The 13,293-nt window shown below is 27.9% G+C and carries 10 protein-coding genes and 2 tRNA genes; 9 read left to right on the top strand and 3 right to left on the bottom strand.

The annotated features are described in order from the left end of the window. Positions 1 to 6: 6 nt before the first annotated feature. The 9 genes from AVBRAN9334_RS04975 (at position 7) to AVBRAN9334_RS04935 (ending at position 8,688) form a co-directional block, all read left to right on the top strand. Positions 7 to 1,323 carry an NADH-quinone oxidoreductase subunit N gene (locus tag AVBRAN9334_RS04975; RefSeq protein WP_214117473.1) on the top strand — a complete coding sequence of 439 codons (1,317 nt, stop codon included), beginning with the start codon at positions 7 to 9 and terminating at the stop codon, positions 1,321 to 1,323. After that, entirely contained in the window at positions 1,323 to 3,644 is a 2,322-nt protein-coding gene (locus tag AVBRAN9334_RS04970; RefSeq protein ID WP_336607169.1) for a tetratricopeptide repeat protein, read from the top strand. The genes AVBRAN9334_RS04975 and AVBRAN9334_RS04970 overlap by 1 nt, the downstream gene beginning before the upstream one ends. 49 nt (positions 3,645 to 3,693) lie before the next feature. Beyond that, positions 3,694 to 3,784, top strand: a tRNA-Ser gene (locus AVBRAN9334_RS04965). 24 nt (positions 3,785 to 3,808) lie between these two features. Then, positions 3,809 to 3,885, top strand: a tRNA-Arg gene (locus AVBRAN9334_RS04960). 64 nt (positions 3,886 to 3,949) lie between these two features. Continuing rightward, positions 3,950 to 4,390 carry a DUF3015 family protein gene (locus AVBRAN9334_RS04955; RefSeq protein ID WP_214119749.1) on the top strand — a complete coding sequence of 147 codons (441 nt, stop codon included), beginning with the start codon at positions 3,950 to 3,952 and terminating at the stop codon, positions 4,388 to 4,390. Beyond that, entirely contained in the window at positions 4,391 to 6,238 is a 1,848-nt protein-coding gene (locus AVBRAN9334_RS04950; protein WP_336607168.1) for an Lnb N-terminal periplasmic domain-containing protein, read from the top strand. Between the two features lie 180 nt (positions 6,239 to 6,418). Then, a complete protein-coding gene (locus AVBRAN9334_RS04945; RefSeq protein WP_239803322.1) occupies positions 6,419 to 7,009 on the top strand; it encodes a zeta toxin family protein in 591 nt (196 codons plus the stop codon). Between the two features lie 192 nt (positions 7,010 to 7,201). Beyond that, entirely contained in the window at positions 7,202 to 8,149 is a 948-nt protein-coding gene (locus AVBRAN9334_RS04940; protein ID WP_336607167.1) for a sialidase family protein, read from the top strand. Between the two features lie 2 nt (positions 8,150 to 8,151). Further along, positions 8,152 to 8,688 (top strand): hypothetical protein, encoded by a 537-nt coding sequence (locus tag AVBRAN9334_RS04935; RefSeq protein ID WP_336607166.1) that lies wholly within the window; start codon positions 8,152 to 8,154, stop codon positions 8,686 to 8,688. A gap of 6 nt (positions 8,689 to 8,694) precedes the next feature. On the opposite strand, the gene AVBRAN9334_RS04930 is transcribed toward AVBRAN9334_RS04935, so the two are convergent. Genes AVBRAN9334_RS04930 through AVBRAN9334_RS04920 form a run of 3 tightly spaced genes read right to left on the bottom strand, consistent with a single transcriptional unit; the run spans position 8,695 to position 13,148 of the window. Continuing rightward, entirely contained in the window at positions 8,695 to 9,135 is a 441-nt protein-coding gene (locus tag AVBRAN9334_RS04930; protein ID WP_214149670.1) for a DUF4878 domain-containing protein, read from the bottom strand. A gap of 4 nt (positions 9,136 to 9,139) precedes the next feature. After that, positions 9,140 to 11,176 carry a rhodanese-like domain-containing protein gene (locus tag AVBRAN9334_RS04925; RefSeq protein ID WP_214119755.1) on the bottom strand — a complete coding sequence of 679 codons (2,037 nt, stop codon included), beginning with the start codon at positions 11,174 to 11,176 and terminating at the stop codon, positions 9,140 to 9,142. A gap of 43 nt (positions 11,177 to 11,219) precedes the next feature. Further along, the gene (locus tag AVBRAN9334_RS04920) at positions 11,220 to 13,148 is read right to left on the bottom strand and encodes a multiheme c-type cytochrome (protein WP_214117464.1); all 1,929 of its coding nucleotides are present in this window, start codon (positions 13,146 to 13,148) and stop codon (positions 11,220 to 11,222) included. Positions 13,149 to 13,293 lie beyond the last annotated feature (145 nt).

The following is a 13,293-nucleotide window of genomic DNA, read 5'->3' as shown; positions in this document are numbered from 1 at the left end:
GATAGAATGCAACTTGATTTAAATGTATTACTTATTTTACCTGAACTTGCTTTGATAGTTTTTGCTTGTTTTATATTGGTTGCTAATTTATTTTATAAATTTGATTTAAGAGCTTTAAAAGGGCTTAGTATTGTGGCTTTAATAATTGCTATTATTTGCCAATTTAATTGCCCTTATGATGAGAGTTTTTTTGATTTATTTATATTTGATAATTTAGCAAAATATTCAAGTATATTAATCAATCTATCAGCTATTTATTTTCTACTTGCTAATAAAAGAGCTGATGAAGGTGAGTTTTTTGCATTATTTTTAATGATGATAGCTTGTTTAAATTTTATGGTAAGCACTAATAATTTAATAGTAGCTTTTATAACTCTTGAAGGCTCTTCTTTAGCACTTTATAGCTTAATAGCGTTTAAGAAAAAAGCAATTGAAGGTGCTATTAAATACTTTAATTACGGAATGTTAGGTTCAGCATTTTTTGCTATGGGTTCTGCAATGTATTATTTTGATAGTGCAAGTTTAGAACTAAACTCATTAGCTACAATTAGCACGGCTAGTATTTTAGCCTTTGTTATGATAGGAATTACAATATTATTTAAATTATCAGTAGCACCACTTCATATGTGGCTTAAAGATGTGTATTTAAAGGCTGATTCAAGTTTAGCTGGATTTATTTCAATAGTTCCAAAAATAGCTATGATGGTATTTGCATATAGATTTATGATTTCATTTGAAAATTTCTTCAATGTAAGTGAGATTATTTTAATTATTGCTTGTGCTTCTATGCTTTTTGCTAGTGTTATGTCATTAAAGCAAGATAATGCAAAATCAATGTTAGTATATAGCTCTGTTTCGCATTCATCTTTTGCTTATTCAACCCTTGCATTTTTTCATTTATCAAGCCAAATGTTTTTATATTATTTTTTAACATTTGCATTTGTAAATATCGCATTATTTATGTTTTTAGGTGCGTTTAAAGACACAAATTATGAGAATTTAAAAGGGGTGTTTAAGAAATATCCTTTATTAGGAATTTGTATTGTTGTATTATTGTTAAATCTTGCAGCATTGCCACCATTTGGTGTATTTTTTGCTAAGGTTGGTGTAATTAATATAGCTTTAAATGTTAATATTTATGCAGCAATTTGTATGGCACTTAGCTCAATTATTATGCTATTTGCTTATTTAAGATTTATAAAAGCAATTTTTGCAGATAAAGAAATAGGATTTTTATATTTTAATAACGCTCAAAAAATAGTTTTAATTTTAGCAGTTATTGCTTCTTTTGTTGCAAGCGTTGGATTAGATTATATTAAATAATGAAAAAAATATTATTTCTTTGCTTTTACGTTTATTTATATTCTTTTGAACTATATATAAACTCTGGCAAGGAAATAAATAAAAATATATCAGTTTTACATATTAAAAACAATACTGATATAACTTGTGATAAATTACAAGATGAGAATTTAAAACCTTATTTTAAATGTAGTGTGAAGGGTAAATCAAGGTTATTATCAAATCAAGATTTAACCTTATTCAAATTAGAATTTAAAAATTCAAAAGATACTTTAGATATATATATTTACCCTAAAACAAATGTTAGTATTGTTGATAGCGAGCAAAAATTATATGATACTAATGTGGTTTTTGCATCTAGCAAAAAAGTTTCTAAAAATTTTACTTTTATATTTTTTCCATATACTCAAGGAGTGTTAAGTCCTAATGGACTTGATTTTGATGTGATTTTTCCTGATTTGCAAACTCCTTTTATAGAAGGGCTTGATTTAGACCAAAATCCTGTAAATATTAGCGATAATAGTGATATTAATTCTTATTTGAGTATTAAAAAATATTACGATAATAAGCAATATAAAGAGCTATTAGATTTATGCAATATGTCTTTAGAAAAATATAAAAATAGTATTTTTATAAGCGAGTTTTATTTGTATAGAATTAGAGCTATGTTTAATTTGCTAAATGAAAATACCACTTTAAGCGAAGAAATTATTTCAAGTGCAAAAGATTATGTAAGGGTTTTTCCAAGTGATGAGAATTACACTGAAATATTGCAAATGATGGTAAAAACTTATTTAAAATTAGAACAAAGAAGTGATGCTGAATATTTTATAGATATTTTAAATAACGAGCATCCAAATTCTTATTACACAAAATTGGCAAGTTTAAACTATGCTGATTTTTTACTATCTCATGGCAAAAGAGATGCTGCTACTATTATTTATAATAATATTTTATTTAGTTCAGATGATGCGATTTTGGCTAGTAAAGCTGCAATATCTTTAGCAAAAATCAATATTAGTCATAATAAAGCAAAGGAAGCTAAGGAATTTGTATTAAAAGTCTTTAATGCAAATGAGCAATATTTATTAGAAGATAAGGATAAAACATTGGGTTTAGCTGATGATTTTTTCAAGGAAAAAATGTATGATATTAGTGCTCCTATTTATGAGTTTTTATTTAAAAATTCAAATAAATTAGACCCTTATTATGAAAGGGTATTAAAAAATTTAGGGGTTTCTTTAGCTAAAAATAATGATTATAAAAAGGCTGATGAATATTTAAATGAATATAAAAAGCTATTTCCTAATGGCGAATATATGAATATTATTGATGAAACTATTGATAGTTTATATTTTGAAAAAGATGAACAAGATAGCTTTAAATTGCACGAATATTATAATTTTTTAATGGCTAAATATGATAATAACATATCAAAAAGAGCTCTTTATGAAGAAGTTAAATTATTGTATAAAGAAAAAGATTATGAAAAGATTTTAAAACTAGAAAAGAAAATAAAAGATAGTGAAAATGAAGAGCTAATTTCTTTATATGATAGTAGCTTGATTAATTTATTAAATATTGCATTAGATGATGATGATTGCGATGAAGTTTTAGGATACATAAAAAATAATAATTTTATAAGTGATGAAAAAGTCATTAATAAAATGAAATATTTAGAGTGCTTAGAAAGAAAAAAAGAAAATAAATTAGCTTTAGATTTTGCAATTAAGTTTGAAAATGAAGATTTGGTGTTTTATAAAATCAAACAAGCAAAACTTTTATATTTAAATAAGCAGTATAAAGATGTGGAAAATATAATCAAATCTATTTTAAATAAACGATTTAATATTAAAAAACCAGAATATTTTGAGATATATTATTATTTATCATTATCATTAATTAAGCAAAACAAATACAATGATGCTATTTTTTCATTAAAACAGCTTGAAAAATACGGCAATGGATTAAGATTGGTTGAAGTTTATGACGAATTTTTAAATTACTTTAAAAATAATAATCTTGATATTTCAGCTATTACTTATGGTAAAAAAGCAATTAATATACAAAATTATTTAGGTATTAATTTATATAGTCCTAAGATAGAGTTAATTACTTTAAATGCTTTAATTAATAAAAATAATATAAAAGAAGCTAAAGAAATATTTATAGATTTATATAAATTAAAATTAAGCGAAGAAGAATACAGCAATGCAAAATATTTAGAAGCTAGTATGTTAATTAAAAATAAAGAATTTGAAAAAGCAAAAGAAACTTTAAAAGAATGCAAAAGTGGTGATTGGAAAAATTTATGTGATGAAAAATTACAACTTTTGGAATAATTTAAGCTAAATCTAATTTTTAAAATATATAATATGCGTTTTACTTATTGGACAGATGGGTGAGTGGCTGAAACCACACCCCTGCTAAGGGTGCAGCTCTTAATCGGGGCTCGAGGGTTCAAATCCCTCTCTGTCCGCCACTTTATTTCAAAAACTTATTTTATGCGCTCGTAGCTCAGCTGGATAGAGCATTTGATTGCGGTTCAAAAGGTCAGGGATTCGAATTCCTTCGGGCGCACCATTCATACTCATTGTTAATATATAGTTTTATAATTTGTTTTTTTAATACTTTAAAAGGAGTTATAATGAGAAAATTACTTTCTTCATTGGTAGTTGTTGGTGCGATTAGCACTTCTTTATTTGCAGGTGCAAATACTCAAACAGGTTGCGGACTTGGAACTATAATTATTAAAAACCCTGATTCAGCAATTATGTATGCTTTACAAGCTACTACAAACGGAACTTCAGGTAATCAAACTTTTGGTATTACTACAGGAACACTAAATTGCCAAGAAACAAGATTAGTTCATAATGAAAAAGCAATTAATTTCGTAAATGCAAATCTTGACGCTTTATCAAATGAAGCTGCTTTAGGAATGGGCGAGCATTTAGATACTTTAGCTGAACTTTTAGAAGTAAAAGACGCTGATTTATTTAAAGCTAATTTAAGAGCAAATTACTTAGCTATTTACAATTCAAGCAATGTTGTAGGTGCTCAAGTTTTAGATAGAGCTTCTGCTTTATAATTGAAAAAGTTTTTATTTTTATTGTGCTTTTGTATTTTTGCAAAGGCACAAGATAATGAATTATTAAATCTTGATTTTTCTAAATTAAGTATTTCTAAAGATGAGTTTTTAGAAATTATTCAACAAGCTAATCAAAAACAAGTTTTTAACACAATAGAATGGAAAAATCTCCTTCACTTTACAAACAACAAAAGCGAGATAATTAATAAAGAATTTTTTTATTCAAATCAAAGGAATTTAAAATCAGAATTTGAGCTTAATTTATATATGTATTTTTTAAAAAAAGAAATATATTTAGGCAAAAAAGAAGAGTTAAATCAAAAAGATTCTGCTATAACTTTTAGCAACGATAATGATAATTTGCACTTTATTTGCAAGTTTCCTTTAAGGGCAAAATACATAGAAAAATCTCTAAAACTTACTAAAAATCATGATTTAAATTGTTCTGATTTGAATAATTTCTTAGAATATATTAGCCCTAAATCAATTAGCATAGTTTTTCCAGCTGCTTATTTAAATTCCCCAGCGTCAATGTTTGGGCATACATTTTTGCTAATTAATTCTAATTACAATTCAAGGCTTTTATCTTACGCTATTAATTATGCTGCCGATGTTGATGAGCAAGATGAAAATGGCTTAATGTTTGCCTTTAAAGGTTTGTTTGGCGGATACATTGGCAAGTACTCTTTAAAGCCTTATTATGATATGTTAAAAACATACAAAGATAGCGAAAATAGAGACCTTTACGAGTATGATTTAAAATTAAATGAAGAAGAAGTAAATAGACTGATTTTACATTTATGGGAGATTAAGGATAGTAGTTCGGTTTATTTGTTTTTTGATAAAAATTGCTCTTATAATATTTTGTGGTTACTTGAGAATGCAAATCCTGATATTAAATTAAGAAATAAATTTATTTATAGCGTAATTCCAAGCAATACTATACAAAAAATCAACGATATTAATCTAATTAGCGATTATTACTATAGAGCATCAAAGTTAAATACTATTTTAAATCAAGCAAAAGATTTGAGTTTTGATGAGATAAATCTAGCAAAAAATATAGCTTTAGGTAAAATTGAGCCAAATTATGATTATTCTATTTTAGCCTTAGCGAACGAGCTTAGTCAGTATTATGCTAGTAAAAATGAGCTTAGTGTAGATGAATACAAAAAAATAACTCATAAAATATCTAGTAATTTATCTCAAAGCAAAATAGCAAAGCTTCCTTTAAAAACTCCAAAGGAAAGCATAATTAAGGCTAATTATCCTAGCAAAATATCATTTGCTTATGATACAAAAAAGAAAGCTTTATTATCAATTAGACCAGCCTTGCACGATATTTATGAAGATGATTTGGGTTTTGATAAAGGTATAGGGATAGAATTTTTAAGCACTACTATTAATTATGATAAAAAGCCTAAATTAGATGAGCTAATCTTGCTAAGGCTTGCAAGTTTAAGTGATTTTAACTATATAAATCATAAGCCAAGTTTTTTGTTTAAATTAGCTTATGATGATGTATTAGATGATAAATTAGCAAATATGGAGCTTTTAGGTGGGATTAGTTTTGTTAATGAGTATTTTTTATTATCGTTTTTAAGTGGTTTTAGAGCTTATAAAGATGGTTTGAGCTTTAATAATCAAATAATTACAAGCCTATCTTATAAAGCAAATAAGCTTAGTTTAAGTTATCATAAGAATTTTTATAAGCACGGCTTATTAGAAGATATTTTAAGTATCAAAACTCATTTTAAGATTTATAAAAACACTGCGATTTTTGCTGAATTTCAAAAATATTTTCACAAAAACGAAACATTTAAAATAGGTATAAATTATTATTTTTGATATTTTTTTGGATTTGGAATTTAATTTGATTTGTTTTAAATTTTAAGTATTCGGGTTAGCAATTGTTTTTAAAAATTTATAAAAAAGATATAAATAAATATAAAATATTTTTAGTTTTTTATATTAATAAAATTATTTAATTTTTATTATAATTACTTAAAATCTATATAAGGAAAATTTATGATAAATCAACCTATAGTTACTATTTTTGCTGGTGTAAATGGTGCAGGAAAAACCACTTTATATTTTTTAACACTAGAAAAAGGAATAAATTTAGGCTATCGTATAAATGTAGATGAAATAGCTCAAAGTATTGGAGACTATAGAGATAGACAAACTCAAGTTCGTGCCTCAAGAATAGCTATAAAAATGCGTAAGGTTTACATAGATGATAAACTTAATTTCAATCAAGAAACTACACTTTGTGGAAAATCTATATTAAATCTATTTGATGAATTAAAAGAGAATAATTACAAAATAAATTTACGCTTTGTAGGGCTTGATAGCCCACAAACAGCAAAAGAGCGTGTAAAAATACGAGTTAGTAAAGGTGGGCATGATATAGAACCGCATTTAATAGATAAAAGATATTACGAAAGTATGCAAAATCTTTTAAAAATTATGCCGTTGTGTGATGAGATTTTGGTTTATGATAACACTAAAAATTATGAATTAATTGCAAAAATAACAAATGGAAAAGTAGATATACAAAAAAATATTGAATGGTTCAATGATTTAATTTCAGAAAAAATAAAACTTCAAAATTATTAATTTATGAATATTAGTTATGATTTTAAAAACCACAAAGGACAAAGATGAAAAAACTCACATTATGTTTATTTAGTTTATTTTTATGGGGGGGGGTATTTATTAAATAACAAAGATATAAATTTTACTTATTTAACCAAACCAACCAACCACAAAACCCAAACAATCCAAGAATTAAAAAGCATTTCTATACCAATGAAACAAGGTGTATTATCAGCACATTCTTCAAGCACAATATCTCTTAATAATGATTATTTGCTTAGCGTATTTTTTGCAGGTTCTAAAGAAGGTGCAAAAGATGTAGCAATTTATGCGAGTATTTATCAAGGCACAAATTATTTAGAGCCTTTTGCATTAATTACTAGAGAAAAGCTTATGAAAGATAGCAAAGAATATATTAAAAAAATCGGAAATCCAACCTTAGTCAAAACAGATAATAAAATCCATTTATTTGTTGTAGGAGTTAGTTTTGGCGGCTGGGCAAATAGCAAAATATATCATTATATTAGCAGTATTGATACTATTGATTTTAAATTCCAAAAAGTCCTTCATTTAAGCCCTTTTGCAAATATTAGTAATCTTGTAAGAGCCAATGCTATTTATGTTAATTTAGGTAAAGAATTTGGCTTTTTACTCCCGATTTATCACGAATTAGCCAATAAATATCCCTTAGCTTTAGTATTTAATAATTTAGGCGAACTTTTAAAAATCAAAAAACTCACTAATGCTAAAGATTTATTTCAGCCAAGTGTCGTTGCTATTAATGATAAACTAGCTTTATTTGCTTTTAGGTCTAGCAAAAGTGCTAATTATGATTTTTATACTATGACTTGTGATAATCTTTTAAACTGCAATGATTTAACAAAAACAAATCTAAAAAATTATGATAATTCTATTAATTTATTCAAAGTAAATAATGATATTTTCTTGCTTTTTAATAGCGATAAAGATGGCTCAAGAAATACTTTAAGCCTTGCTATTATGAAAGATTATAATGATTTTCATAGGATTTTAGATATTGATAAAGGTAAAGAAATGAGCTACGCAAGTGTATTCATTAGCGATAATAAAGCTCATATTACATACACACATAATCGTGATTTTATTCAATACAAACAATTTTTATTTAACAAAAAGGATTAAAAATGCACTTTATTTATACTTTACTTTATTTATCAATTTTTGCAAGTATTTTTCAAAAACTTACAATTAAGAAGAAAATTTTTATATATTTAGCGATAATTTTTTTGACAAATATATCTATATTTAATGGTTTGAGTTTGAATGATTATACTTATAGTATATTTTCTAATCTTAGTATTTTTAGTGTTTTAATTTTGCTATTAATAATTTTTAATCAAGGCAAATTGCTTGATTTTAGGGCTTATGTTTATATTTTTGTTATCAATCTTTTATTTTTTCTATCATTTTTAAATATTATTACTTTTGATATTTATTATGAAAATGGTTTTTTAAATTATTTAATAATTTTTGTAATTTTTATAATTTCGTATTTGCTAAATCAAATTCTATCAATTTTATTTTTGCTATCTTTAGCAATATCTTTTATCTTAAGTATTGATAATATAAATGATTGTTTTTTTGATATTTTTATTTTGATATTTTCATTTTTTCAAGTAATTTTAAAAGCAATTAAAAAGAATTTAAATAAGTCTAGTTAACTAGACTTATTTGACCTTTACAGGATATAAGCTTGGGTATTCATAGATTTTCCACTCGCCATTTTCGTTGTGTAAAATCACATCTTTACTGAATTTATGTTGCTGGATTTTGTAGTTTGTATCTACTTGAACTATTGCTATTTCGCTACTTTTGTTCTTTTTAGTAAAGTTCATTTCTATAGTATCATCATTACCTTTATAATCATAATCTATAAAAATCATATCCTTACCTTTATCTTGAAACTTCTTAAAATAATCCACATTATTTTTACTAGCAAGTAATTTAGCAGCATCACTCATTTTCCCAGCTTCACATAAAAGCACAAAGTCTTTAACCACAGCTTCAGGCTCTTTAGCTTCATTGCCGCAAGCACTAAGAATTAGTGCTGCAACAATTAAACTTGATGCCGTAAAACTTAAAATCATATTAGCATCTTTATTTTTCATACTCTTATCCTATTAACATATCAGCAAAGGCATAAATTATTAAGAACAGAAAAATTAGTCCAGTAAATAACATTAAAAATCCAACAACTCTTGCAAAATAAAAATACTTAGCAAAAGAATTGCTTTCGTTTTTAAGTTCGTCTAATTTTCCACTAGCTTTAAGCCTTGCATACCATTCAGGTCTATCGTGCTTTAACTCTTCTTCGGTTAGTTCTCCACTAAAGATAACCATATCCATAGGGAATCTATCAGCTCTAAAGTGAGTATTGAAAAAATGCACCGCAAAAATAAATCCTGTAGCTAAAAGTGCTTCATCAGAATGCACAAGCGTTGCAAGATTTAGCATAAAGCCAGGTAAAATCTTCGTAAATTCAACCGGAAACCACAATACTAAACCACTAAAGCCAATGATAAACATACCCCAAAATACTGCTATATAATCAAATTTTTCCCAGTAAGTAAATCTATCAAACTTAGGTCTTTCGCCTTTTCCAATAAACCATTTAAAATGAGCTACAACATCTCTTAAATCTTGCATTCTAGGCATTAAACTATCAGGTCCAAATAATTTTGCTAAGAATAATTTAAAGCTTAGCTTTCCATTATTATCGCGAATAGCATCACGCTTAGTCCAAGAATTATAAACTACTTCAGCAATGTGGCTTAAGAATACTGCAATCATAATAAACGCACTAAAATGGTGTATTTTAGTAGCCATTACAATTCCGCCCATTAAATCAATCATAGTTTGAGCCCAAGGAGCGGTATAGAATTTTTGCGGTAAGCCAGAAAAACTTAACCCTAAAAAGCTTGAAGCTACAAAGAAATGCTGAATTCTATGCAAGGTGCTAAAGCGTTTAATATTTACCTTGTCATTATGCATTTTTTCTTTTGCTGCACGCCACTCATCTTTATATTTAATACTCATATAAATTAGTTTCATACTCCACAAGAATGTGTGTAAGCCAAAGAATGCAAATACTGATATTACAAGCCCTGTCATAAACACATAAGCCCAATAAAGTAAAGGGAAATTCTCTTTATCAGTATGGTCAGCATGAGCTATAAAATCACTAAAGTTATCATTAGCTCCTTCGTGGCATTTTTCACAAGTTTTTATTCTAGTTTCACCATATAAAGTTGATTTTTCATCTTTTGGTTTATGAATATTATGAGCCCCGTGACAATCAAAACAAGCAGCTATTTTTTTGCTTTCACCATCTTTTGCTAAAACCATAGCCTTTCCGTGGAAAGTTTCGTGATAGTGTTTTTGCTCTTTTTCATGGCAACTTCCACATTTTACATCGCTTAATTTTTTAACAGCTAAAGAGGTTAATTGTTGTTTATCATGCACATTATGACAATCCGAGCATGATGGAGATTTTTCTCTTGGATTTGTGAATTTATCATGCACACTTCCGCTAAATTCAGCCTTAACTTCTTTATGACAACTAGTGCAGTTTGCATTTACATTGTCTTTATCGTTTGCTAAATCATTGATAATTCCGCTAGCACCATGACAATCTCTACAAGCAGGAAGATTACCAAATCTTAAATTCTTATGTAATTCATCTTTAAAACTACTTACTTCATTTCCTTCGTGCCAACTATTAATATCATGGCTTTTTACAAGTGGTTTTATGCCGCCTTTTTCAATAGGTCTTGCACTAAGAATCCAGCTTTCAATTCCATCTAGCATTACACGAACATTTGTATATCCTAGTTTTTGTGCTTTTAATGCAGCATCAGAGCTTGCATAGCACATTCTATTTAAGCAATAAAAAATAATCTTAGCGTCTTTATTGCTAGGTAATAAACTTACCCATTCAGGTGTATTAATAAAAATAGAGCCTTTTAAATAGCCGTATTTTATTCTTTCTTCTTTTGTATTTGCGTCAAATATATATACATCTTTTTTACCTAATTCTTTTTCTACATCAGCCATAGATATAGGAATTACTCCTTCAACTACTGCAAAATCGCCTTCCGATGCAAAAAGGTTAAAGCTTAAAAAGATGGCAAAAATAAGTCTTAGCAACATATTTTATCCTTTCACTAAGGTTAGGATTTTTCCTAACCTTTTATTATTTCTTACCATCTAATAAATCTTGAGCTTGTGCTACATAAACTAATGCTTCATTTATTAGTTTTAGAGCATATTTTGGACCATGAACGCCCCAGCTTCCATCTTTTTCAATTTTTTCATAAATTGCTCTTGCTTCTTTTGTAAGTAGGATAATTTCTGATTTAGTTTTTGTGCTTAGATTATCCATTTTTGCTTGTTCTCTATCAATTTTGCGAATTGCAAGTTCTAGTTTTTTAAAGCCTTCTTTAACAGGTAATTGCCATTCCATAACTTTATCATAGATTTGCTCTTGGTCTGTGAAGTGTAATTCTTTTGGTAAAGTTGATTGCACAGCACTATGGCATCCACTTGCCCCAGGTCCTACTAGATTTACATCACTCCAGCTAGTTCTTCCGCAACTCCACATTAAATCCACAAAGAATTTGCCATCTTTTCTAGCAATTGTCCAACCTTTAGTTGTTTGTGGGTCTCTTGGTTTTCCTTCTGGTGGGTTTAGAGTTTTTGCGTCTTTATCTACATAGATTTTCCATATATGACTTGCACGAACATTGTCAAATCCACCTTTATCAGGGTTTTGAACGCTTGCAAAGTTTTCACAACTCATCATATTTGGCATATGACAGCCTGTGCAATTATCTTTAGCGTGTGCTCCGCCGTATTTAAACATTTCAGCTTGAGTTTCGTGACAATCACTACAAGTTTTTTTAAGTCCTACTTTTGTATAAGGGTCTTTCCAATCATTTGCAGTAACTTCGTGTGGGTCGTGGCAAGTTGAACATCTCATACCTTTATCATAGTGCATAGTATTATACATTTGTGAGCCTTCAGTTCCACAAGATGGACACGCTGATTTAAAGTAGCTATTAAATGGCTTTCTTGGGTCAATCTTCGCATCTTCGCTATCATAAGCAAATCTTTGATGGCATCTTTCGCAATTACTTGGCATACCAGCACCCCTTGCTCCATAAAGGTGAGCTCCAGCTCCGTGACATTCTTCACAGCTAATTCCTTTAGAAATTGCGTGTTTTCTAAGCTCGTCTTTATTTCCAATTGCTGCTAAGAATTCTTCTTTAGATTTAAAGTCAAATTTAAAGCTATGGCATACTTCACAATATGCAGATGCAGGTTGAAACATCATTTTTTCTTTATAAGTAGAACCATAAGAGTTTATTCCCCAAACGCTTGAAGTTTGTTTGCCAAAATCTTCTAATTTTGTAGGAAAGCCAGGTGAGAATTCAGCGATTTTTTTCGCAACTTCAGGTGTAAGTGATTCAACCCAAAGGCGTGAGAATTGATTACCTCCAGCAACCATTTTACCTGTTCCATCAGCTAATTTTCCATCTTCAATGTGATAAGTTCCACGAACTAACCATTTATCAATAAAACCATATTTTGTTCTAGGAGTTCCTACGATTACAAATACATCATCAGCTTCAACACCTTTTGGTAAAATTGTAGCTTCGCTGCTTCCATACATAGGCTTTTTAGGGTCTCCTCCAGCTTCTTCTAATTCATCAGGAAAACGAATAACTTTTGAGTGGCGTGAGCGATTCCAAGCTTCATATTGAGCAGGGTGACATTCACCACATTTTTTAGGTCCTACGAATTTATTTGGATAATCTAAAATACTTTCCATACCTAGACGATATGTAATTGATGCAGAACGACCTGTGTCTTTTTCATAATTTCCATGCCCACCGAATTCTACGAATTCTTCTTGGCGATTAGAAATAGAATATTTTCCAACTAAATTTCCTTCCTTTTCGTATTTAAACATAGGATGGCGGTCTTTTAAGAACTCTATAAAATCAGTTTCTTGATTTACATAATCGTGAAGAGTTCTAGGCTCGATACCATCAGCTTGAGGTGTTATATTATTAGCATATAACATAATACAGGCACTACCTAGTGCTAACAAGCGTTTCATAGCTTTCTCCTTAAAATTAAAATTACAACAATGAAGTGTAATCCAATTTCATTTAAAGATTTCTTAAAAAAATATAAAAAATAAAATATAATTTAAATAATTCAAAAAGGAGAAAAAATGTATTAAATAATTTTAATTAATTTTC

Origin of the sequence: Campylobacter sp. RM9334, from assembly GCF_020138145.1 — a bacterium.
Taxonomy (GTDB): domain Bacteria; phylum Campylobacterota; class Campylobacteria; order Campylobacterales; family Campylobacteraceae; genus Campylobacter_E.
This window is presented reverse-complemented; position numbering and strand designations above follow the sequence as displayed.

Excerpts from the sequence above, each read along its gene's own strand:
- AVBRAN9334_RS04975 (WP_214117473.1), top strand. The coding sequence starts at position 7 with ATGCAACTTGATTTAAATGTATTACTTATTTTACCTGAACTTGCTTTG.
- AVBRAN9334_RS04940 (WP_336607167.1), top strand. The coding sequence starts at position 7,202 with ATGAAACAAGGTGTATTATCAGCACATTCTTCAAGCACAATATCTCTT.
- AVBRAN9334_RS04945 (WP_239803322.1), top strand. The coding sequence starts at position 6,419 with ATGATAAATCAACCTATAGTTACTATTTTTGCTGGTGTAAATGGTGCA.
- AVBRAN9334_RS04930 (WP_214149670.1), bottom strand. The coding sequence starts at position 9,135 with ATGAAAAATAAAGATGCTAATATGATTTTAAGTTTTACGGCATCAAGT.
- AVBRAN9334_RS04955 (WP_214119749.1), top strand. The coding sequence starts at position 3,950 with ATGAGAAAATTACTTTCTTCATTGGTAGTTGTTGGTGCGATTAGCACT.
- AVBRAN9334_RS04935 (WP_336607166.1), top strand. The coding sequence starts at position 8,152 with ATGCACTTTATTTATACTTTACTTTATTTATCAATTTTTGCAAGTATT.
- AVBRAN9334_RS04925 (WP_214119755.1), bottom strand. The coding sequence starts at position 11,176 with ATGTTGCTAAGACTTATTTTTGCCATCTTTTTAAGCTTTAACCTTTTT.
- AVBRAN9334_RS04920 (WP_214117464.1), bottom strand. The coding sequence starts at position 13,148 with ATGAAACGCTTGTTAGCACTAGGTAGTGCCTGTATTATGTTATATGCT.
- AVBRAN9334_RS04970 (WP_336607169.1), top strand. The coding sequence starts at position 1,323 with ATGAAAAAAATATTATTTCTTTGCTTTTACGTTTATTTATATTCTTTT.